At 53.4% G+C, this 21,251-nt stretch carries 18 protein-coding genes and 1 pseudogene; 8 read left to right on the top strand and 11 right to left on the bottom strand.

Annotated elements, in window-relative coordinates; genetic code table 11:
• Positions 1–210: 210 nt before the first annotated feature.
• The 4 genes from carB to rihC form a co-directional block, all read right to left on the bottom strand.
• Positions 211–3,435: a carbamoyl-phosphate synthase large subunit gene (gene carB / locus CJP72_RS10775; protein ID WP_162380904.1), complete on the bottom strand. Its 3,225-nt coding sequence runs from the start codon at positions 3,433–3,435 to the stop codon at positions 211–213.
• A 22-nt stretch (positions 3,436–3,457) separates the two neighbouring features.
• Positions 3,458–4,606 (bottom strand): glutamine-hydrolyzing carbamoyl-phosphate synthase small subunit, encoded by a 1,149-nt coding sequence (gene carA / locus CJP72_RS10770; RefSeq protein ID WP_162380895.1) that lies wholly within the window; start codon positions 4,604–4,606, stop codon positions 3,458–3,460.
• A gap of 456 nt (positions 4,607–5,062) precedes the next feature.
• Positions 5,063–5,884 carry a 4-hydroxy-tetrahydrodipicolinate reductase gene (dapB, locus tag CJP72_RS10765; protein WP_162380886.1) on the bottom strand — a complete coding sequence of 274 codons (822 nt, stop codon included), beginning with the start codon at positions 5,882–5,884 and terminating at the stop codon, positions 5,063–5,065.
• Positions 5,885–6,057: 173 nt separating this feature from the next.
• Complete coding sequence (rihC, locus tag CJP72_RS10760; protein WP_162380885.1) at positions 6,058–6,975, bottom strand: ribonucleoside hydrolase RihC; 918 nt, start codon at positions 6,973–6,975, stop codon at positions 6,058–6,060.
• A gap of 94 nt (positions 6,976–7,069) precedes the next feature.
• Here rihC and CJP72_RS10755 point away from each other — a divergent pair, with 94 nt between their 5' ends.
• The 7 genes from CJP72_RS10755 (at position 7,070) to CJP72_RS10725 (ending at position 13,808) form a co-directional block, all read left to right on the top strand.
• A complete protein-coding gene (locus tag CJP72_RS10755) occupies positions 7,070–7,801 on the top strand; it encodes a FadR/GntR family transcriptional regulator (RefSeq protein ID WP_162380883.1) in 732 nt (243 codons plus the stop codon).
• 102 nt (positions 7,802–7,903) lie between these two features.
• Entirely contained in the window at positions 7,904–8,806 is a 903-nt protein-coding gene (locus CJP72_RS10750) for a 2-dehydro-3-deoxygalactonokinase (RefSeq protein WP_162380881.1), read from the top strand.
• The gene (locus CJP72_RS10745) at positions 8,803–9,450 is read left to right on the top strand and encodes a 2-dehydro-3-deoxy-6-phosphogalactonate aldolase (RefSeq protein ID WP_162380880.1); all 648 of its coding nucleotides are present in this window, start codon (positions 8,803–8,805) and stop codon (positions 9,448–9,450) included. Before CJP72_RS10750 ends, CJP72_RS10745 begins: the two co-directional genes overlap by 4 nt.
• Positions 9,451–9,603: 153 nt before the next feature.
• On the top strand, positions 9,604–10,968 hold the full coding sequence (locus tag CJP72_RS10740; RefSeq protein ID WP_162380878.1) for an MFS transporter: 1,365 nt from the start codon (positions 9,604–9,606) through the stop codon (positions 10,966–10,968).
• 18 nt (positions 10,969–10,986) lie between these two features.
• Positions 10,987–12,699: a dihydroxy-acid dehydratase gene (gene ilvD, locus CJP72_RS10735; RefSeq protein WP_162380876.1), complete on the top strand. Its 1,713-nt coding sequence runs from the start codon at positions 10,987–10,989 to the stop codon at positions 12,697–12,699.
• On the top strand, positions 12,696–13,604 hold the full coding sequence (locus CJP72_RS10730; protein WP_162380874.1) for a dihydrodipicolinate synthase family protein: 909 nt from the start codon (positions 12,696–12,698) through the stop codon (positions 13,602–13,604). The genes ilvD and CJP72_RS10730 overlap by 4 nt, the downstream gene beginning before the upstream one ends.
• A gap of 57 nt (positions 13,605–13,661) precedes the next feature.
• Positions 13,662–13,808 carry a hypothetical protein gene (locus tag CJP72_RS10725; RefSeq protein ID WP_238340042.1) on the top strand — a complete coding sequence of 49 codons (147 nt, stop codon included), beginning with the start codon at positions 13,662–13,664 and terminating at the stop codon, positions 13,806–13,808.
• A gap of 29 nt (positions 13,809–13,837) precedes the next feature.
• Here CJP72_RS10725 and ispH read toward each other — a convergent pair whose 3' ends face one another.
• The 6 genes and pseudogenes from ispH to CJP72_RS25500 all read right to left on the bottom strand — a co-directional run bounded on the left by ispH (position 13,838) and on the right by CJP72_RS25500 (position 19,865).
• Positions 13,838–14,788: a 4-hydroxy-3-methylbut-2-enyl diphosphate reductase gene (gene ispH, locus CJP72_RS10720; RefSeq protein ID WP_162380872.1), complete on the bottom strand. Its 951-nt coding sequence runs from the start codon at positions 14,786–14,788 to the stop codon at positions 13,838–13,840.
• 1 nt (position 14,789) lies between these two features.
• Entirely contained in the window at positions 14,790–15,239 is a 450-nt protein-coding gene (gene fkpB / locus CJP72_RS10715) for an FKBP-type peptidyl-prolyl cis-trans isomerase (RefSeq protein ID WP_162380870.1), read from the bottom strand.
• 119 nt (positions 15,240–15,358) lie between these two features.
• Complete coding sequence (gene lspA, locus CJP72_RS10710) at positions 15,359–15,856, bottom strand: signal peptidase II (protein WP_162380868.1); 498 nt, start codon at positions 15,854–15,856, stop codon at positions 15,359–15,361.
• On the bottom strand, positions 15,856–18,672 hold the full coding sequence (ileS, locus tag CJP72_RS10705; protein WP_162380866.1) for an isoleucine--tRNA ligase: 2,817 nt from the start codon (positions 18,670–18,672) through the stop codon (positions 15,856–15,858). Before ileS ends, lspA begins: the two co-directional genes overlap by 1 nt.
• A gap of 32 nt (positions 18,673–18,704) precedes the next feature.
• Positions 18,705–19,643 (bottom strand): bifunctional riboflavin kinase/FAD synthetase, encoded by a 939-nt coding sequence (gene ribF / locus CJP72_RS10700; protein ID WP_162380864.1) that lies wholly within the window; start codon positions 19,641–19,643, stop codon positions 18,705–18,707.
• Positions 19,644–19,650: 7 nt separating this feature from the next.
• A pseudogene (locus CJP72_RS25500) lies at positions 19,651–19,865 on the bottom strand (DUF2575 domain-containing protein).
• Positions 19,866–19,970: 105 nt separating this feature from the next.
• Here CJP72_RS25500 and rpsT point away from each other — a divergent pair.
• A complete protein-coding gene (rpsT, locus tag CJP72_RS10690) occupies positions 19,971–20,234 on the top strand; it encodes a 30S ribosomal protein S20 (protein ID WP_003018940.1) in 264 nt (87 codons plus the stop codon).
• 73 nt (positions 20,235–20,307) lie between these two features.
• On the opposite strand, the gene nhaR is transcribed toward rpsT, so the two are convergent.
• Positions 20,308–21,207, bottom strand: coding sequence for a transcriptional activator NhaR (gene nhaR / locus CJP72_RS10685; RefSeq protein WP_162381207.1), 900 nt, complete (start codon positions 21,205–21,207; stop codon positions 20,308–20,310).
• Between the last annotated feature and the right edge of the window lie 44 nt (positions 21,208–21,251).

The following is a 21,251-nucleotide window of genomic DNA, read 5'->3' as shown; positions in this document are numbered from 1 at the left end:
GTCGTGGATATCAGCGATAATATGCAAGTTCGAGGTTAATTAGTGTGAGCTAAATCTTGCTTGTTACATTGTAAATAAGATTAAAGAAATATAAATATCCTGGAATTAACTTATCAGCTCCAAAAAAAACGGTTCCTTTTCAGGAACCGTGTAGATTAATGGAAAATATTCCGCGTTGCCGGATGGCGGGTAAGTCCCCGCCAGCAGAGATTATTTTTTAATCTGTGCGTGCATTTCCTGCACCGAAATCACCTTCTCGGTGGCATCCGCATTTAACGCCATCGCCGTGGCGAAACCGCCGTTCAGCGTGGTGTCATAGTGCACTTTATACTGCAGCGCGCTGCGGCGAATCAGTTTGGAGTCTTCAATCGCCTGGCGACCTGCGGTGGTGTTGATGATGTAGGTATATTCGCCATTCTTAATACGGTCCTGAATGTGCGGACGACCTTCATGCACCTTGTTCACCAGACGTGGGTTGATGCCCGCTTCTCCCAGCACAATCGCCGTGCCGTGGGTGGCATCCAGTTCAAAGCCCTGTTTCAGCAGTTTTGCGGCCAGATCCACCACTCGCTCTTTGTCGCCTTCACGAACGGAGAGCAATGCGCGACCGGATTTCTTCATGGTAGAGCTGCTACCCAGTTGCGCTTTCGCGAACGCTTCTGCGAAGGTGCGGCCTACGCCCATCACTTCCCCGGTAGAGCGCATTTCTGGCCCTAACAGCGGGTCAACGCCCGGGAATTTGTTGAACGGCAGTACCACTTCTTTCACCGAGTAGTACGGCGGGATAATCTCTTTGGTGACACCCTGTTCAGCCAGTGACTTACCGGCCATCACGCGCGCTGCCACTTTCGCCAGCGGTACGCCTGTCGCTTTGGAGACAAACGGAACGGTACGCGCCGCGCGCGGGTTGACTTCAATCAGGTAGACTTCGTTGTCTTTCACCGCGAACTGCACGTTCATCAGACCGCGAACCTGCAATTCAAAGGCCAGTTTCTGCACCTGCTGGCGCATCACGTCCTGGATTTCTTTGCTCAGGGTGTACGCAGGCAGAGAACACGCGGAGTCACCGGAGTGAACGCCAGCCTGCTCGATGTGTTCCATGATGCCGCCAATCAGCACCATCTCGCCGTCGCAGATAGCATCCACGTCCACTTCAACCGCATCGTCCAGGAAGCGGTCCAACAGAACCGGCGCATCGTTAGAGACGCTAACCGCCGTCTGGAAGTAGCGACGCAGGTCGGCTTCATCGTAGACGATTTCCATCGCACGACCGCCCAGTACGTAAGACGGGCGTACCACCAGCGGGTAGCCAATCTCTTTCGCCTTCTCAACCGCCATTTCAATCGCGGTCACGGTGGCGTTCGCCGGTTGCTTCAGCTTCAGACGGTCAACGGCTTTCTGGAAACGCTCACGGTCTTCTGCACGGTCAATCGCATCCGGGCTGGTACCGATAACCGGTACGCCTGCCGCTTCCAGCGCACGCGCCAGTTTCAGCGGCGTCTGGCCGCCATACTGTACGATAACGCCCTTCGGCTTCTCGACGCGGACGATTTCCAGTACGTCTTCCAGGGTGACTGGCTCAAAGTAGAGACGGTCAGAGGTGTCATAGTCGGTAGAGACCGTTTCTGGGTTACAGTTGACCATAATGGTTTCGTAACCGTCTTCGCGCAGCGCCAGCGAAGCGTGTACGCAGCAGTAGTCGAACTCGATCCCCTGACCGATACGGTTTGGACCACCACCCAGCACCATGATCTTGTCGCGATCCTGATTCGGATTCGCTTCGCACTCATCTTCATAGGTGGAGTACATGTAGGCGGTGTCGGTGGCGAATTCCGCCGCGCAAGTGTCCACACGCTTGTAAACCGGGTGCAGGTTGAACTGGTCACGCAGCTTGCGGATTTCCGCCTCGCGTACGCCCGCCAGTTTTGCCAGACGCGCATCGGCAAAACCTTTGCGCTTCAACTGGCGCAGGAAGTCAGCATCAAGGCCGTTAATGCCCACTTCCGCCACTTTCTCTTCCAGACGGACCAGTTCTTCAATTTGTACCAGGAACCAGCGGTCGATATTGGTCAGGTTAAACACGCCGTCGACAGACAGGCCAGCGCGGAAGGCATCAGCGATGTACCAGATACGCTCAGCACCGGCGTCTTTCAGCTCGCGGCGAATTTTGGTCAGCGCTTCCGGGTCATCCAGGCTCACTTTCGGGTCGAAACCGGTGGCGCCCACTTCCAGACCGCGCAGCGCTTTCTGCAGCGATTCCTGCTGGGTGCGGCCAATTGCCATCACTTCACCGACAGATTTCATCTGCGTGGTGAGGCGGTCATTCGCGCCGACGAATTTTTCGAAGTTAAAACGTGGAATTTTCGTTACAACGTAGTCGATGGAAGGCTCAAACGATGCCGGGGTACGTCCACCGGTAATGTCGTTCATCAGCTCATCGAGGGTGTAACCTACCGCCAGTTTGGCCGCCACTTTGGCAATCGGGAAGCCGGTCGCTTTCGAGGCCAACGCGGAGGAACGCGACACACGCGGGTTCATTTCGATAACAATCAGACGACCGTTTTTCGGGTTTACCGCAAACTGGACGTTAGAACCACCGGTTTCCACGCCGATTTCACGCAGCACCGCCATCGAGGCGTTACGCATGATTTGATATTCTTTGTCGGTCAGCGTCTGGGCTGGCGCAACGGTGATGGAGTCACCGGTATGGATGCCCATCGCGTCAAAGTTTTCGATGGAGCAGACGATGATGCAGTTGTCGTTTTTATCACGCACCACTTCCATCTCGTACTCTTTCCAGCCAATCAGCGACTCATCAATCAGCAGCTCATTGGTAGGGGAAAGATCCAGCCCGCGTTCGCAAATTTCTTCGAACTCTTCACGGTTATAGGCAATACCGCCGCCGGTGCCGCCCATGGTGAAGCTAGGTCGGATGATGCACGGGAAGCCGACGTCAGCGGCAACTGCCAGCGCTTCTTCCATCGTATGAGCGATACCAGAGCGTGCGGTGTCGAGACCGATTTTCTTCATCGCGATGTCGAAGCGACGGCGGTCTTCCGCTTTATCAATCGCATCAGCCGTCGCGCCAATCATGGTCACGCCGAACTCTTCCAGTACGCCCTGGCGTTCCAGTTCCAGCGCGCAGTTCAGCGCTGTCTGGCCGCCCATGGTTGGCAGAACGGCGTCCGGACGCTCTTTTTCGATGATTTTACGTACCACTTCCCAGTGAATCGGCTCGATGTAGGTGGCATCGGCCATTTCCGGGTCGGTCATGATGGTCGCCGGGTTAGAGTTCACCAGAATAACGCGGTAACCCTCTTCACGCAGGGCTTTACAAGCCTGTGCGCCGGAGTAGTCAAATTCGCAGGCCTGGCCGATAACAATCGGACCAGCGCCAAGGATCAGGATGCTTTTTATATCAGTACGTTTTGGCATTTTCTTCTCGGCTCCTGATTATTTATTTAGCGGTCTTACGGTACTGCTCAATAAGTTCGATAAAGTGATCGAACAGTGGCGCGGCATCGTGCGGGCCTGGGCTGGCCTCCGGATGACCCTGGAAGCTGAACGCTGGTTTGTCGGTACGATGGATACCCTGCAGAGTATGGTCAAACAGGGATTTATGCGTCACGCGAAGACACGCAGGCATTGACGCCTCATCCACCGCAAAACCGTGGTTCTGGGCAGTAATCATCACCGTGTTGTTATCGATATCTTTAACCGGATGGTTGCCACCGTGGTGGCCAAACTTCATCTTGACGGTTTTCGCACCGCTTGCCAGCGCCAGTAGCTGATGACCCAGGCAGATACCGAACACCGGAATATCGGTTTCGAGGAATTTCTGAATCGCGGTAATGGCATAATCGCACGGCGCCGGGTCGCCAGGGCCGTTAGAGAGGAAAATACCGTCCGGATTCATTTTCAGAACCTCTTCTGCGCTGGTCTGCGCTGGCACCACTGTCAGGCGGCAGCCGCGGTCCGCTAACATACGCAGAATGTTACGTTTGGCGCCGAAATCGTAAGCCACAACGTGGAACGGCAGTTCTTCGTCTTTTTTCGCTTCCGGCAGGTCGCCTGAAAGCGTCCAGCTCCCCTGCGTCCAGCGGTAGGCTTCCTTCGTGGTGACCTCTTTCGCGAGGTCCATACCATTCAGCCCCGGGAATGCTTTCGCTTTTTCTAACGCCAGAGCCGCATCAGGATTTTCATCCGCGATGATGCAGCCATTCTGTGCGCCCTTCTCACGCAGTAGACGCGTCAGCTTACGGGTATCGATATCGGCAATCGCCACGATGTTATGACGTTTCAGGTAAGAAGAGAGGTCTTCGGTATTGCGGAAGTTGCTGGCAATCAGCGGCAGGTCGCGAATGACCAAACCTTGCGCATGTACCTGAGAGGATTCTTCATCGGCTTCATTGGTGCCGACATTGCCGATATGGGGATAAGTAAGAGTGACGATTTGGCGAGAATAGGAAGGATCAGTGAGGATTTCTTGATAACCGGTCATTGAAGTATTGAAAACGACTTCCCCTACCGCCGAACCCGTTGCCCCTATGGCCCGACCGTGAAACTGGGTTCCGTCTTCCAGAACCAATAGCGCTGACTTAATCAAAACACCCTCCAGAGAATATTCACTCACTTTATTTGCATATTAATTCATTTTGATTGCATGAATCAATGCAAATTTGCTTACCCATGTATTTCTGGCAAACGGCGGCATTCTAGAGACAGAGCAGACAAAAGTCTACCTGAAAGGGGAATTTTTATTATTATTTTGAGTCACTGAGAGAATTCGTGTGATTTAACAGGCAAAAAGATCAGCTAAGTGGTATCGGAAAACGCTTGCGTGACGAAAAGAGCATGAAAACATGCCGTCGAGATGAAAAAAGTGGACCATTTGGTCAAAATTCACATAAAACAAACAAAAATAAATGCAAAAACACGTAATTTTAAGCAACTCAAACAAAACAAATACTAAAAACAATAAAATAAAAGGGCAATAAAATATTGCCCCATGTAATCAATAAATTATGACTACAATGACCACATCACTAAGGGTAACTTATGCTTATAAATCATTTAAATTAAGTACATCTCGCATGTCAAAAAGACCATTTGATTTTCCTTTTAACCAAATTGCCGATTTTACGGCTCCATTAGCAAATGTCATACGGCTGGATGCCTTATGAGTGATCTCAACGCGCTCGCCAATATCGGCAAACATCGCAGTGTGTTCACCCACAATGTCACCCGCACGTACAGTTGCAAAGCCAATCGTGCCAGGTACTCGCTCCCCGGTATAGCCTTCCCGGCTGTAGACGGCGCAGTCTTTAAGATCTTTGTCCAGCGCATGGGCAATCGCTTCCCCCATCGCCAGTGCCGTACCTGACGGCGCATCCACTTTATGACGATGGTGCGCTTCAATAATTTCAATGTCGGCGTAGTCGCCCATCACTTTTGCCGCTTTTTCAAGAAGCTTCAGCATGACATTGACGCCCACGCTAAAATTCGCCGCAAACACAATCCCTATCTCCTGAGCGGCGTCGCGAATAGCCTGTTTACCTGCCTCGTCAAACCCGGTCGTGCCTATCACCATGCCTTTGCCGTGCTGGCGGCAAAAGGCAAGATGCGTCAGCGTCCCTTCCGGGCGGGTAAAATCGATAAAGACGTCAAAATCTTCTTTAATTGCATCAAGGCTGCTTTGTACGGTAACACCGCATTTTCCGGCCCCCGCCAGTTCACCGGCATCGCTGCCCAGCAATGAGGAACCTTCCCGCTCCAACGCTGCGCCCAGTTGAACGCCTTCCATGCTCAGTGTCGCCTGAATCAACTGACGTCCCATGCGTCCACCAGCTCCCGCGATGGCAACGCGGATATGTGCATCATGCATAGCTATTCTCTTTTGTTAATTTTGCGTAAATCGTTTTCAGATTAACCAGCACGCTGTCGCACCGCTAGCCAAAAACGTCGATAATTAGAATTTAATGTTAAACAAGGCGAAATATCAGTAAAAGGCATGATGCATCGGAATAAGTCGCACCATACCGTTTTATACACCGGGATTTACGGAGCCAATGTCAGAATTTCAGCAACCCATTGTTGGAAACCAATAACATCTATATCGAGGGCGACCTGCATGTTTGCCGGTCTGTTCATACGCCCTTCAATATCCACAACGGTTGTGCCTGAGGTATATTCCCCTTGGGTTTCTACCGCCACGAAGCACGGCTTGACGGTAAACAGATCCGGGCGAACCAGCCAGGCGATGGCACACAGATCGTGCATCCGCACGCCAGTGCGCATTGTCCCGCTGCGATAGTGACTGAACAGGGCATGTAGCATCTTTCCGGTACGATTCAGCGTGGGCAACGTCGCCAGATACTCCGGCGTCAGCATGGCCTGATTCGTGACATCCAGTCCGCACATCACAATTTCAATTCCACTCTGGAACACACAGGCGGCAGCTTCCGGATCGACAGCGATATTGAATTCGGCATTAGGGGTGAAGTTCCCTCGCCCGGCAGAACCGCCCATGATCACCAGACGGCGGATATTGAACGTACATTCCGGATAGTGCATCAACAGCAGCGCAATATTTGTCAGCGGGCCAATAGCAACCAGGGTTATCGGTTCCGGAGCGCTCATCAACGCGTCACGAATGGCGATAAAAGCCGGTTTCGCCAGTGGCTGTCGGTCATGGTCGACAAAATCATAACCTTCCATACCGGATTCGCCGTGAACATAAGCGGCGTCGCGCAACGGACGTAACAGCGGTGTAGCGGCCCCCTGAGCCAGGGGAACATCAGCATTCCAGAAATGCAGCAGTTGCAGGGCATTACGGGTGGTTTTCTCCACAGAGACGTTGCCGGCGACGGTGGTCATCAACCGCAGGTCAAGCTGAGGAGAAAATAGCGCAGCAGCAATGGCGGCAGCATCATCAATACCAGGGTCGGTGTCGAGAATAATGGGTAGGCGTTCCATAAGTGATTATTCCTCCTGTCCTTATTAGCAAATTGGACACCGATTAGCTTACTATGTAGCACATGACTGTGAACGTATTTAGCCGAGAATTGCAATGAAAGTCCCACAGGCCAGTATTTCAGAAACGGTAACCCAACACCTTGCTGGACGCATCTTGCGAGGCGAGCTCGCTCCGGGTACGTCACTGCCGGGTGAGAATGAGCTGGCAACGGAGTATGCCGTTTCACGCACCTCCATTCGCAATGCGCTGGCTGTGCTTGCGGCCAAAGGGTTGATCTCTATTCAGGCAAAAAAACGCAGCACAATCACCAGTCGTGACCAGTGGAGTCTGCTCGATCTGGATGTACTTAACTGGCTCTCTGAAGGCCATGTCGATGCGCAGTTGGTCGAGCAGTTGATGATCACCCGCCTCATCTTCGAACCTAACGTTGCGACGCTTGCCGCGATGAACGCTAACGGGCACGATCTCGCGGCGCTGGAGGATGCGCTGGCGCTGATGCGACGTGGGCAATCAGCGGCAGAACGCGAGTCGTTTGAGGAGGGCGATATGGCATTTCACCAGGCGCTCTTGCGCGCTGCACACAACCCTTTTCTGCTGGCTTTAGGTAACGCATTAAGCGCCGCCATGGTGCTGTCATTCCGCCAGACGCTTGAAGAAGATGTTCGCCAGACCAAAACGGCCATTGAAGAACACTATCACCTCTTCGAAGCGATCCGTCTGCGCAACGCGGATGAGGCCCGTCAATGCATGCGCTCAATCCTTCTCCACGCAGCGCAAAAACGTATCTGGCAGGAGCGCCCGGCTTTCATCGACAGCATTCTCTGATCCCTTTCTTCTGATGTAATTTCGATCAATCTCACAGATCGCGGTTTTCTTTTGCTCTAGCATTCTTGTATTACAAGATTAACATTGTTGTATGACTTGAATATGAAAAGAGACTGGATTGCCGTTGACTGGGGTACGACCAACTTTCGTGCCTTTTTAATGAATGAACATCGCGTTGTCGCACGCACATCCGCGCCGTGCGGGCTGCTGACGATCGAGAACGGTGCATTTGCCGTCACGCTCCATCAACAGTTGCACCCCTGGCTTACTGATGTGGGTGCCGTACCAGTGCTGATGGCGGGGATGGTGGGTTCTCAACAGGGATGGCGCAACGTGCCTTACGCCTCTCTTCCAGCCAGTGCGCAGAATGTGTTAGCAGGAATGCAGGCCGTTGAAACGCCCTGGGGAAGCCCGGCGTGGATTATTCCTGGCCTGTGCGGACAAAGCGCGTGGAATCAACCTGACGTAATGCGCGGCGAAGAAGTCCAATTACTGGGGCTTAACGCCCTCCATCCGGCGGCAGAACACTACGCCCTGCTTCCTGGCACCCACAGCAAACATGCCCGTATGAAGAACGGCAGTATCACCGCGTTTTCCACGCTGATGACAGGTGAACTCTTTTCTGTACTTAGCGAACACTCGCTGTTAGGTCGCGCGCTACCACCGCAAGATGAAGACAACGCCAGCTTTCTCGCTGGCGTCAACGCCGCGCAAAATAATATCCCTTTCAGCCATCTGATTTTCGCCGCCCGTACCCGGCGGTTATCAGGGGAAATAGCCTCAGAGCATGTGCTCAGTTTCCTTTCTGGACTCCTGATTGGTTACGAACTTTCCACGCTACCTGAAGGGCAACAGGCCTGGGTTGTGGGTTCGGCATCGCTTACCGCACGTTATCAATATGCCGCTACCGTTACGCATACGCAGCTGATGCCCGTCAGCGGCGATGCCTGTTTTTTACATGGACTGGCGGTGCTTCGTTCACTCTTGCAGGAACTTACACCATGAATCACAAAATATTTATGACGCAATGGCGGTTGGAACCTTTACCGCTGGTTGCCATTCTGCGTGGCATCAAACCTGAGCAGGCGCGCGAAGCCGCAGAAATGTTGTTAGCCAATGGTTTCCGCTGGCTGGAAGTCCCGTTGAACAGCCCCTCGCCGTATGAATCCATCCGCCTGATGCGTGATTACGTTGGCGATCGTGCCTTTGTGGGGGCGGGTACGGTGGTGACGCCCGCGCAGGTCGATGAGGTCGCCGCCTGTGGCGGACAGTTGATCGTATCGCCAAACTGCAACCCTGATGTCATTCGTCGCACTCGTCAACTCGGGCTGGTCAGCCTGCCAGGGGTGATGACGCCGTCAGAGGCCTTTACTGCTCTGGATGCGGGCGCCAGCGCGTTGAAACTGTTTCCTGCGGAATTTCTCACCCCTGAATTAATGAAAGCCTTTCGAACCGTGCTGCCGCCGGACGTTGCCTGCCTGCCGGTTGGCGGGATCCGCCCGGACAGCCAGCAAATGCGGCGATACATACAAAACGGCGCTAATGGATTCGGTCTCGGTAGCGGCATTTATCAGGCAGGAATGAGCACCGATGAGCTGGCCATACGCGCCAGCGCCTGGCGCAACGCCTGGAATGAAACGACGGAGTAATAAAATGGCGAGCGTCCTTCACGGCAAGATACAAATATTTCACTGGAACACATTGGACGCAATCTGATGAACAGTACAGCCCTGTGCCATATTGGTCAGAATGATAAGCGTGCAGCCTCGCATCTGGCGACCCACTAACCTGAGATCATAACGATGAGTAAGCACAATGTTTTTGAGAATGCCGTTTACAGCAAAGTTACCCGAAGACTGATCCCGTTTCTGATCCTTTGCTACTTTTTTGCCTATCTTGACCGCGTAAACGTGGGTTTCGCCAAACTGCATATGCAGGATGCGCTCAGTTTTAGCGACACGGTCTACGGACTGGGTGCAGGGATCTTCTTTATCGGCTATTTCCTGTTTGAACTGCCAAGTAACCTGCTGATGCAGCGTTTCGGCCCTCGTTTCTGGATCGCACGCATTATGGCGACCTGGGCTGTACTCTCGGCGGGGATGATGTTTGTTACCACACCCACGCAATTCTACGTGCTTCGCTTCCTGCTGGGTGTCGCGGAAGCCGGGTTCTTTCCAGGGATCGTCTTTTATCTCACGTTGTGGTTCCCGTCCTGGCGCTCTGCGCGCACGTTGGGATTGTTTATCCTTGTCACTCCGCTTTCCACGATCATCGGTAGCCCTTTATCTGGACTGATTCTCAAGCTGTTCGAGGATGTTGGCGGACTGCATAACTGGCAGTGGCTGTTCCTGATTGAAGCCATCCCGTCTTTCTTGTTGGCGTTTGTTGTCCTGCGTTATCTGGATAACGATGTGAAATCAGCAAAATGGCTGAATGATGCCGAAAAGCAGGTGATTCTGGACGACCTGGCAAAAGACGCATTAAATCGTACACAAAGCGCCGACGGAAAAGTCGACAGCTCTCTTAGCGCCATGTTCAAAAATGGCTACGTCTGGTTACTGGCGTTAATCTTCTTTAGCTTCAATATTGGCTACTACGGCATCAACTTCTGGTTGCCCTCCATTATCAAAAGCTCCGGTATCAATGATGATTTCCAGATTGGTCTTCTCGCGGCACTTCCGTATATCTTCGGCGCAGCGTTCATGGTCTGGAACAGTCGCCACTCCGATTTAAAACAAGAACGCCGCTGGCATATCGCCATTCCTGCCATCATCGGCTGCGTGGGCCTGACACTCAGCGCCTATTGCAGCGGCTCGACCTTCTGGATGATGACGTGGATCTGCCTTGCCATGTCAGGAACCCTGGCATTAATTCCAACCTACATCAGCCTGCCTGGCGCCATGCTGTCTGGTACGGCGGCAGCGGCGGGCATCGCGCTAGTTAACTCCGTCGGCAACCTCGCAGGTTTCTTTGGCCCGACGGTTCTTGGTTGGCTGAAAGACACTACCGGCAGCACGGACAGCGGGTTGTACATCCTTGCGGGTTTCTTACTGCTGGTCGCGCCGCTGATCATGGCGTTACCTGCACGACTCGCTAACCCAGTACGGCGCCCCGTCACGGAACAAACCGACGGGCAACAAAACGCCACTCAACACACTTATCGATAATAAAGAAAGAGACTTGCTATGAAGAGTGAATGTGGAGGATGTGCCAATTGTGGCACGCATTTCAGCCCAATCCTCGAGGGCGATGACGGTGCGTTAAAACGTGCTCTGTATAAATCCATGGGCCATACGGACGAACAGTTGCGCCGCCCGGTCATTGCAGTAGTAAATAGCTACACCAACGCCACCGCCGGACACGCCAATCTTAACGAGCTGACCGCTCATGTGTTGAAGGGGATTGATGAAGCTGGCGGTGTCGGCATGGTCTTCGGCACCATCGCTCCCTGCGATGGCATTGCCGAAGGGCATCTGGGGATGCGCTACATTCTCGCCGCACGCGAAGTCATCACGATGTCAATTGAGAGCATGATGCGCGCCCACCGCTTCGACGGTATGGTGCTGCTCGGCTCTTGCGACAAAATCGTTCCGGCCATGTTAATGGCCGCTGCGCGCCTGGATATTCCTGCCATCATGGTGAACGGTGGCCCCATGTATCCGGCGGAATACAAAGGCAAACACTGGGACGGCAATATTGTTACCGAAGCCATAGGCTGGAAAAAGCGTGGCGAAATCGACGAAGCCGAGTTTGCACATATTGAAAATATCGCCGAACCGGGTCCGGGCTCCTGCACCATGTACGGCACCGCCAATACGATGTGCAGTATTGCAGAAGTGCTGGGTATGAGTCTGCCGGGCAGCAGCATGTTACCCGCTGTTTCGGATGCAAGACGCGCTTGTGCCCTTCAGACGGGAAAACAAGCAGTAACGCTGGTACGCGAAGGCATTAACGCCCGCAAAATTATCACCCCGGATGCAATTCATAACGCCATGGTTTATCTGCTGGCAACGGGCGGTTCAACGAACGCCATTTTGCATCTCCAGGCGATTCACTATGAAGCGGAACTGGGTCACCTGCCACTGTCGGCGTTTGATGAATTAAGCCACCACGTGCCGCTGGTCGCCTCGCTTTACCCGGCATCAGAGTACGACATGATTGATTTCTGGGAGGCGGGTGGTGTACCGGCGGTAGAGCACGAAATTGCCGCGCTAATGAAGCCGAATACCCTGACGGTGGTGGGTAAAACCAAGGGCGAACTTTTGCAACAAGGACATCGCTCATCGCGACCGGAGGTGATCCATACGCTCGCGATTCCGGTACGTAACGAAGCGGGCGTCGCTGTACTGCATGGAAATCTCTCCCCTCTCGGGTGCGTGGTGAAACCCGCGGCTGTCCCAGAAAATCTGATGACGTTTAGCGGCCCTGCGGTGGTGTTTAACAGCGAACAAGAGTCTGTCGATGCGATTATGTCCGGGCAGATCCAGCCGGGTAGCGTACTGGTATTACGTTACGAAGGACCAAAAGGCGGTCCGGGAATGCCGGAAATGTACAAGCCGATGAAATGTCTGGAAGGCATGGGGTTATCCGACAGCTGCGCACTGATCACCGACGGGCGTTTTTCTGGATCCAATCGTGGCCTGTTTGTCGGCCATATCTCACCGGAAGCGACCGAAGGCGGTGCACTCGGTCTGGTGGAAAACAACGACATGATCAGCATCGACATCCCGACTCGCGCCTTAACGTTGCATGTCGCTGATGAGGTACTGGCTGCGCGTCGCGAAACCTGGCAACCGGTGAAAAAAGAGGTACCGCGCGGATTTTTACGCCTTTACCGTCGCTGGGCGCTACCCGCTGCACAAGGCGCTGTACTGGCTGATCGGGAGGATATGGAATGAACGCCCAATACACCGCCGCCGAAATTTGTGGCGTAAATCCTATCGTTGCGATGCCGTTTACGTCGCAGGGTGACATTGATGAGCGTAGCTTTGTCCGCCTGTTGGAACATCTCGCGGGTACTGGTGCCCACGGTGTGACGCTGTTTGGCATCGCCAGCGAATTTCCTAAACTGGACGACAATGAACGAGACAGGTTGTCTCAACTCTTCATCAGCACGCTGGCAGGCGGGTCGCTGTATCGCGCGATGTCCGTTACCGACCACAGCACCGAACTTGCCGTAAAGCGCGCCAGGCGTTACAGCGCGCTGGGCGCAGATGCGCTGATGTTGTTGCCGCCGTTCTTTCTATCGCCCAGCCCCGAGGCAGTCCAGGCGCATATCTTTGCGGTACTGGAGGCGGTTGATATTCCGGTGATGGTGCAATATGCACCAGGGGAAACCGGATTGCCGATCACTCCGCAGCAACTTGCTGAAGTGGCGGAAAGGTATCCGCACGCCGTGTTTAAAATTGAGTGCAATCCACCTGTGGATTACACACGTGAGTTCCTGCGCTACGCCCCGCAGGCCAGCGTGCTGAACGGTTATGCCGGGCTGTATATGTTGAAAATGCTGGACGCGGGTGGAAAAGGCGTGATGCCAGGATGTTCATTCACCGAGGTGTATGTGCAGATTTATCGCCACTGGCAGGCTGGGGAGTATATGCAAGCTGAAGCCCTGCATCAGCGCCTTCTGCCCTACATCCAGCGCTGGATGAGCCACTGTGAATACATTATTCAGGCGGAAAAAACGCTGCTGATGCAACGCGGCATTATTGCCACTGATTATTGCCGCCGTCCGGGGTGGGAGTTGACGCCGGACGACAGAAAAAGTCTCACACGGTTTATTGACGAATTCCATCTATGCTGAGACCGACAAAACACCCGCAGAACTATTTTTCCTCTGATGTGATGCGGACAGAACAGATTGCGCAGTTCGTTAACCATGCACAAACGCGAAGTGGGCGAACGTTGCCTGTTTTTGAGTAGTGAGAAAGCAGGGTTTATTGCAGGAACCACCATTGTCATGGACGGTGGGCGCAGCGCCATCATGCAGGATGAAGACGATGCATAGTAAAAATGGGGAGCCACGCTCCCCATTTTTTAATCGACCTGCTGAATATCGAGCCGTAACTCTTTCGGCACTTCAAAAACGATGTTCTCTTCACGGCCTTCCAGCGGAATCGCCTCGCCGCCGCCAAGCTCCTGCAGACGCGAAATGACATTCTGCACCAGAATGTCCGGTGCGGAGGCTCCCGCGGTGACACCCACGCATTTAGCCTCTTTCACCCAGTCTTCCTGGATATCGGTCGCATCGTCGATGAGAAATGCCGTTTTTCCCATTCGCTGCGCCAGTTCAGCCAGACGGTTGGAGTTTGAGGAGTTCCTGGAACCGACCACTAACACCACGTCGGCCTGTTCAGCCAGCGCACGCACCGCTTCCTGACGGTTCGTCGTCGCATAACAGATATCATCTTTACGCGGCCCGACGATTTTCGGGAATCGCTTACGCAGCGCATCAATAACGTCTGAGGTGTCATCTACGGAAAGCGTGGTTTGCGTCATAAAGGAGAGTTTCCCCTCATTTTTGACATTCAGCGTCCAGACATCTTCAGGCGATTCGACCAGGTACATCCCCCCTTCCGGGTTGCTGTACTGACCCATCGTACCTTCGACTTCCGGGTGGCCTGCATGGCCGATCAGGATCGACTCTTCGCCGCGACGGCTGGCGCGCGCCACTTCCATATGTACTTTCGTTACCAGCGGACAGGTCGCGTCAAAAACCGTGAGATCACGGTTTTTCGCCTCGTTACGCACCGCCTGAGAAACGCCATGGGCAGAGAAAATCAGGATCGCACCGTCCGGTACTTCACTGATTTGCTCAATAAAAATCGCCCCTCGCTCGCGCAGGGTGTCCACCACATAACGGTTATGCACCACTTCGTGACGAACATAAATTGGCGCGCCATAAATCGCCAGCGCGTTTTCAACAATGCTGATAGCGCGGTCTACACCTGCGCAAAATCCGCGCGGGTTGGCCAACAGGATCTGCATTTTACGCCTCCAGTGCCGGATCGACTTCCAGCACTTCAATATCAAAATGAACGATATGCCCAGCCAGCGGATGGTTGAAATCAACGGTGATGGAATCGCCATTAATTTCACGGATCACGCCAGGCATTTCACTGCCGTCCATTGCGGTAAAGAGCATAATTGCCCCGATTTCGGGTTCGCCCGCGTCCATAAATTCCCGACGCGAGAAATACTGAATCAAGTCCGGGCTAGGTACGCCAAAGGCGGCATCCGGCTCCAGAGCAAATGTGGTTTTTTCGCCATTTTTCAGGCCAAGAAGATGCTGTTCCAGTCCTTCAGACAGAGAACCATCACCCAGGCGGAATAGCGCAGGTTTGCCATTATTGCGGGTCGACTCTGCGGTGGAGCCATCGTCAAGCTTTAAGGTGAAGTGCACCAGCACCGCACTGTTACTCTGTACTGATTTAGACATGCAGGTTGCTCTTTAAATTGCCGCCTGTTTGCCCGGTGGCGCAGCGCTTACCGGGCCTACAAGGATCGCGATGTAGTGTAGGCCGGATAAGGCGTTTACGCCGCCATCCGGCAATTTTTTTATGCGGCTTTTTTCTCTTTCGAAGGCAAAAAGCCTTCCAGCACAATCATCGCCGCGCCGACACAAATTGCGGTATCTGCGAGGTTGAACGTGGCGAAGTGCCAGTTGCCGACGTAGAAGTCGATCATATCGACGACAAAGCCGTGCCACAAACGATCAAATAAATTGCCCAGCGCGCCGCCAATAATCAACGCATAAGCAATGTTATTCAGCTTTTGCGAAGCTTTTGTGCGATACATCATCACCATCAGAATCACGCAGATACCAATCGCGATACCGGCGAAGAACCAACGTTGCCAGCCGCCACTATCGGCAAGGAAACTGAACGCCGCGCCGTAGTTACGCGCATAATGCAGATTAAGCGATGGGAACAGCGACACCGTATCCCCCAGAGCAAAATTCTGGAGGATCAGGTATTTACTGCCTAAATCGATAATCAGCACGACCACCACCAGCCACAGCCAGCGCAGTCCTGTTGAACAGATAGGCTTACTCATCAGGCAAACTTACGTTGTTCGCCATCACCGGCGATATTGCTGACACAGCGTCCGCAGATGTCTGCGTGTTCCGCCACCTGGCCGACATCGGTCGTGTAATGCCAGCAACGCGGGCACTTATCACCCTCGGCTTTGCTCAATACGACTTTCAGCCCTTTCAGCAGTTCGCTCTGCTGGGCATCAGCAGGCGCACTTGCATACTCCGCGACAGCAGCGCCAGAGGTCAACAGGACAAATCGCAATTCGTTGCCCAACGCAGTCAGCTTCGCAGCCAGTTCCGGCTCGGCATACAGCGTCACCGCTGCTTCCAGGGAACCGCCCACTTTCTTGTCCGCTCGTGCCTGTTCGATGACTTTGTTGACTTCACCGCGAACTTTCAGCAGCTCGTCCCAAAAGGCATCGTTCATGGCTTCGGCACCTGCCAGGCCAAACAGCCCCTGGTACCACTCGCCGGTGAACACGTATTTCTCGCGGTCGCCCGGCAGGTAGCCCCAGATTTCGTCCGCAGTGAAGGACATGATCGGCGCCATCCAGCGTACCAGCGCTTCTGCAATGTGATACAGGGCTGTCTGGCAGCTACGACGCGCGACGCTGTCTGATTTCGCGGTGTACTGGCGATCTTTGATGATATCGAGGTAGAACGACCCCATTTCAACGGAGCAGAAACGCATCAGGCGCTGCACGACTTCGTGGAAATCGTAGGCTTCATACGCTTTCAGGATGTCTTCCTGTGCGGCTTGCGCACAGCCAACCGCCCAGCGATCCAGGACGACCATCTCTTCCGGTTTCACCATGTCTTTTACCGGATCGAAACCGTTCAGGTTCGCCAGCAGGAAGCGTGCGGTGTTACGAATACGACGATAGCTGTCGGCAGCGCGTTTCAGGATCTCATCAGAAACCGCCATTTCACCGGTATAATCGGTAGATGCCACCCACAAACGCAGGATATCCGCGCCCAGTTTGTTCATCACATCCTGAGGAGAAACGGTATTACCGATGGATTTGGACATCTTGCGCCCCTGACCATCCACGGTAAATCCGTGGGTCAGTACCTGGCGGTACGGCGCTTTGCCTTTCATGGCGGTGGAGATCATCAGAGAAGACATGAACCAGCCACGATGCTGGTCAGAACCTTCCAGATACATATCTGCGGCGTGACCGGCAAACTCAGGACGTACATCCACGACGGAAGAGTGGGTAGAACCAGAGTCAAACCAGACGTCCAGCGTATCCGGTACTTTCACATACTGGTCAGCGTCATCGCCCAGAATTTCTTTCGGGTCGAGATCCCACCAGGCCTGAATGCCGTCAACTTCAACGCGTTTCGCCACTTCTTCCATCAGTTCAATGGCGCGAGGGTGCAGCTCTTCAGTGTCTTTATGTACAAACAGAGACATCGGCACGCCCCAGGTACGCTGACGGGAGATACACCAGTCAGGACGGTTCGCGACCATAGATTCGATACGTGCCTGACCCCAGTCCGGGATCCACTGCACGTCTTTGATCTCTTTCAGCGACTGCGCGCGCAGACCTTTTTGATCCATGCTGACAAACCACTGCGGTGTCGCACGGAAGATGATCGGCGACTTGTGACGCCAGCAGCACGGATAGCTATGCTGCATCTTCTCAACGTGCAGCAATGCGCCTTTCTCACGCAGCATCTCAACGATTTTGTCGTTGGCTTTGAATACGTTAACACCGTCCAGACCTGGATACGTTCCTGCCAGGTAAGCGCCGTCCGGCCCGACCGGGTTGGCGATTTCCAGACCGTATTTCTGGCTGATAGTGTAGTCGTCAGGACCGTGGCCACCGGCGGTATGTACCGCACCTGTACCCGCGTCCAGCGTGACGTGTTCACCTAAAATCGCAGGAACATCAAAGCCCATAAACGGGTGAGTAAAGCGCAGCAATTCCAGTTCCGCACCTTTTACCGTGCCGAGGATGCTGTAATGTGCGCTGCCGACACGCTGCATCACGCCTTCAACCAGGTCTTTCGCCAGAATCAGCGCCTGACCTTCAATTTGTACCAGCGCATAGTCGAAATCAGCCGCCAGAGAAATCGCACGGTTAGCCGGAAGCGTCCACGGCGTGGTGGTCCAGATAACCAGTGAAATCGGGCCATTCACGGAAGTGACGCCGAATTTTTCTTTTACGGCATCCTGAGAGGCGGCGTGGAAAGCCACGTCGATAGACGGAGAGGTCTTGTCGTAATACTCAACTTCCGCTTCCGCCAGTGCAGAGCGGCAGTCTACGCACCAGTGCACCGGCTTCGCGCCTTTGTGCAGATGGCCGTTACCGATGATTTTACCCAGCGCGCGAATGATGTTGGCTTCGGTTTTGAAATCCATCGTCAGGTACGGGTGCGACCAGTCGCCCAGCACACCCAGACGGATGAAGTCTTTACGCTGTCCATCGACCTGCGCCGCCGCGTATTCGCGGCATTTCGCGCGGAATTCTGCCGCGGTGAATTTCTCGCCCGGTTTACCGTATTCCTGCTCAACTTTCAGTTCGATGGGCAGACCATGGCAGTCCCAGCCCGGAACATAAGGTGAGTCAAATCCCGCAAGTCCTTTGGACTTCACGATAATGTCTTTCAGAATCTTGTTAACTGAGTGACCAATATGAATACTGCCATTCGCATAAGGAGGGCCATCATGCAGAATGAAGGTTTTTTTGCCTTTTTTGGCCGCACGAATGATGCCGTACAGGTCATCATCAGTCCAACGCGCCAGCATTCCCGGTTCGCGTTTGGCGAGGTCGCCACGCATCGGGAACCCTGTTTCCGGCAAATTCAGGGTTGATTTATAGTCACTCATCAGATTCTCGTTTCCGTATTTATCACGTAGGCTTACGCCGGGTTTGATAGCCCAAAAAATTCGCGGGCTGTTAACTCATCACGCGCGATCTGCGCTTTCAACTCATCAAGAGAAGCGAACCGCTGCTCATTGCGTATTTTTTTACGCAGTATTACATCGATATGGCGACCGTAGAGGTCCATTGCAACGTCCAGCAGATGCACTTCCAGCTGTTGACGCACGCCCGCCACCGTTGGGCGAGTGCCAATGTTAGCGACGCCGGGTAACGGCTTGTCGCCAAGGCCCATCACTTCAACCGCATAAACCCCTTTAACTGGGGAAACCTGACGACGCAGCGGTAAATTCGCCGTCGGGAAACCGATAGTGCGACCTAATTCATCACCGTGAACAACGCGCCCGGAGATGGTAAAGGGGCGTCCCAGTAAACTTTCAGCAAGCGACAGGTTATCTTCTGCCAACGCCTGGCGCACTGCGGTACTGCTGATTCGCACACCGCCTTCACAAAACGTCTGGGTGCTGGTGATGTCAAAACCATACTCAGCGCCCGCTTTCTGTAATAACAAGAAATCGCCTTCGCGACCAGCGCCAAAGCGGAAATCGTCGCCAATGGCCAGAAATTGTACGCCGAGACGTTTTACCAGCAGGTCACTGATAAACATTTGCGCCGTAAGTGCGGCAAACCGTCGGTCAAAACGCACGCACAACACGTATTCGACGCCACACTCTGCCAGGTAGCGTAGTTTTTCCCGTAGACGGGTCAGACGCGCAGGCGCCTTTTCAGTTGCAAACAACTCCAGCGGTTGCGGCTCGAAAATCATGACCATGACCGGTAAACCACGTCTACGCCCTTCTTCCTGCAAGCCATGCAGCAACGCGCGATGGCCACGGTGCACGCCGTCGAAATTACCAATAGTCAGCACACACCCATGTGGGGCCTGACTGAGATTATGTATGCCGCGTATCAGCTTCATGTCTGGCTCAAAACAGTGAAAATCGCCAAAGTATACCTTGTACAGCGGTCAAGGTTAACCGGCGATTGATGCAGCGAAACATAAAGAGGTTTGTTTTCATTGTTATGACCAAATCAATACAAAAAACTGGCCGTCCGGTTCAATTTTTATCGCGGAAAAGCTGTATTCACAGTCCGCAAGCTGGTAGAATCCTGCGCCATCACTACGCAACGAGTGCTGCAATTTTAACGGCGCTTATTTGCACAAATCCATTGACAAAAGAAGGCTGAAAGGGCATATTCCTCGGCCTTTGAATTGTCCATATAGAACACATTTGGGAGTTGGACCTTGGCTAATATCAAATCAGCTAAGAAGCGCGCCGTTCAGTCTGAAAAGGCTCGTAAGCACAACGCAAGCCGTCGCTCTATGATGCGTACTTTCATCAAGAAAGTATACGCAGCTATCGAAGCTGGCGACAAAGCTACTGCACTGAAAGCATTTAACGAAATGCAACCAATCGTGGACCGTCAGGCTGCTAAAGGTCTGATCCACAAAAACAAAGCTGCACGTCATAAAGCTAACCTGACTGCACAAATCAACAAACTGGCTTAATCGCCTGTGTGTTGAAGCTTTGTAAAAAAACCCGCGAAAGCGGGTTTTTTTATGTCTGTCCGGCACGCACGCCTTACTTGCTCGCAGGGGCAAAGAGCGCACTGTAGTTCGTGTTACAAATTCGCTGTACCGCAGGATGCTGAATCATCCTCTCCGCAAAAATAGCATGGTACTCTTCCATGACATTCTCTACGCGCCCGATTTCTACAATCGAATTGTCTGCATAAAAATCATTCGCATAGAGCGTTGGCGCCACAAAAATCGCATTGTGAGTGGCACCAAATGCCTTCATCAACGCAGCATCATCAAACTCCCCCAGGATCTCAACGTTTAATCCCTGGGAGTTAATCCAGTTCAGCAGTTTGCGTCCCAACATTGAGCGGCGCCCAGGGATCAACACCCGGCGTTCCTCCAGGCATGCTGGAAACGGTTTTTCGGGGAGCGGATGAGTACACCAGAAGCTGACGCTGCATTCACCAATCTTCACCGAGAAGAGTCCTTCCTGCTGCGTGGAGTCTATCGGGCAATCAGAGATGATCATATCCAGCTTATGCTGGCTCAGTTGTTCGAGTAACATCTCATGTGTAGATTCAAAACACCGAAGGTGGATCTGTTCCCCCTCAGCTACAGCGGCATCCAGCACGCTGCTGACCAGACGCTTGGAAAGCGCGTCCGCCACGCCAACGTCAAACAGTAGATTGGACTCTTTGCGGTAATTCACGATATCCAGCATTTCCTGGCTAAGCGTGAACATTTTGTCCGCGTAGCGAAAAACCAGTTCCCCTAACTCGCTGGGCTCCAGACCACGCCCCTTCCGCTTAAACAATTTTCCCTGTAAACGCTCTTCAAGGGCCTTAATCTGACCGGTAATGGTTTGCGGGGTCAGATACAGCGCCTCTGCAGCACCAACAACAGAACCTTCTTTATAGACATGCCAGAAGTAATAAAGATGGTTGTAATTAATATGGGGCATGCTCATTTCTCTCCCTGAACAATGTCGCAAAGGGAGCCACCTGT

This window comes from Citrobacter sp. NCU1, assembly GCF_010231475.1.
In the GTDB taxonomy this organism is placed as follows: domain Bacteria; phylum Pseudomonadota; class Gammaproteobacteria; order Enterobacterales; family Enterobacteriaceae; genus Citrobacter_D.
The sequence above is the reverse complement of the archived record's forward strand: the minus strand, read 5'-3'. Positions and strand labels throughout refer to the sequence as shown.

Bases quoted from the DNA above. Each gene is read 5' to 3' on its own strand.
- carB (WP_162380904.1), bottom strand. From the start codon at position 3,435: ATGCCAAAACGTACTGATATAAAAAGCATCCTGATCCTTGGCGCTGGT.
- dapB (WP_162380886.1), bottom strand. From the start codon at position 5,884: ATGCATGATGCACATATCCGCGTTGCCATCGCGGGAGCTGGTGGACGC.
- rihC (WP_162380885.1), bottom strand. From the start codon at position 6,975: ATGGAACGCCTACCCATTATTCTCGACACCGACCCTGGTATTGATGAT.
- CJP72_RS10755 (WP_162380883.1), top strand. From the start codon at position 7,070: ATGAAAGTCCCACAGGCCAGTATTTCAGAAACGGTAACCCAACACCTT.
- CJP72_RS10750 (WP_162380881.1), top strand. From the start codon at position 7,904: ATGAAAAGAGACTGGATTGCCGTTGACTGGGGTACGACCAACTTTCGT.
- CJP72_RS10745 (WP_162380880.1), top strand. From the start codon at position 8,803: ATGAATCACAAAATATTTATGACGCAATGGCGGTTGGAACCTTTACCG.
- CJP72_RS10740 (WP_162380878.1), top strand. From the start codon at position 9,604: ATGAGTAAGCACAATGTTTTTGAGAATGCCGTTTACAGCAAAGTTACC.
- ilvD (WP_162380876.1), top strand. From the start codon at position 10,987: ATGAAGAGTGAATGTGGAGGATGTGCCAATTGTGGCACGCATTTCAGC.
- CJP72_RS10730 (WP_162380874.1), top strand. From the start codon at position 12,696: ATGAACGCCCAATACACCGCCGCCGAAATTTGTGGCGTAAATCCTATC.
- ispH (WP_162380872.1), bottom strand. From the start codon at position 14,788: ATGCAGATCCTGTTGGCCAACCCGCGCGGATTTTGCGCAGGTGTAGAC.
- fkpB (WP_162380870.1), bottom strand. From the start codon at position 15,239: ATGTCTAAATCAGTACAGAGTAACAGTGCGGTGCTGGTGCACTTCACC.
- lspA (WP_162380868.1), bottom strand. From the start codon at position 15,856: ATGAGTAAGCCTATCTGTTCAACAGGACTGCGCTGGCTGTGGCTGGTG.
- ileS (WP_162380866.1), bottom strand. From the start codon at position 18,672: ATGAGTGACTATAAATCAACCCTGAATTTGCCGGAAACAGGGTTCCCG.
- ribF (WP_162380864.1), bottom strand. From the start codon at position 19,643: ATGAAGCTGATACGCGGCATACATAATCTCAGTCAGGCCCCACATGGG.
- nhaR (WP_162381207.1), bottom strand. From the start codon at position 21,207: ATGCCCCATATTAATTACAACCATCTTTATTACTTCTGGCATGTCTAT.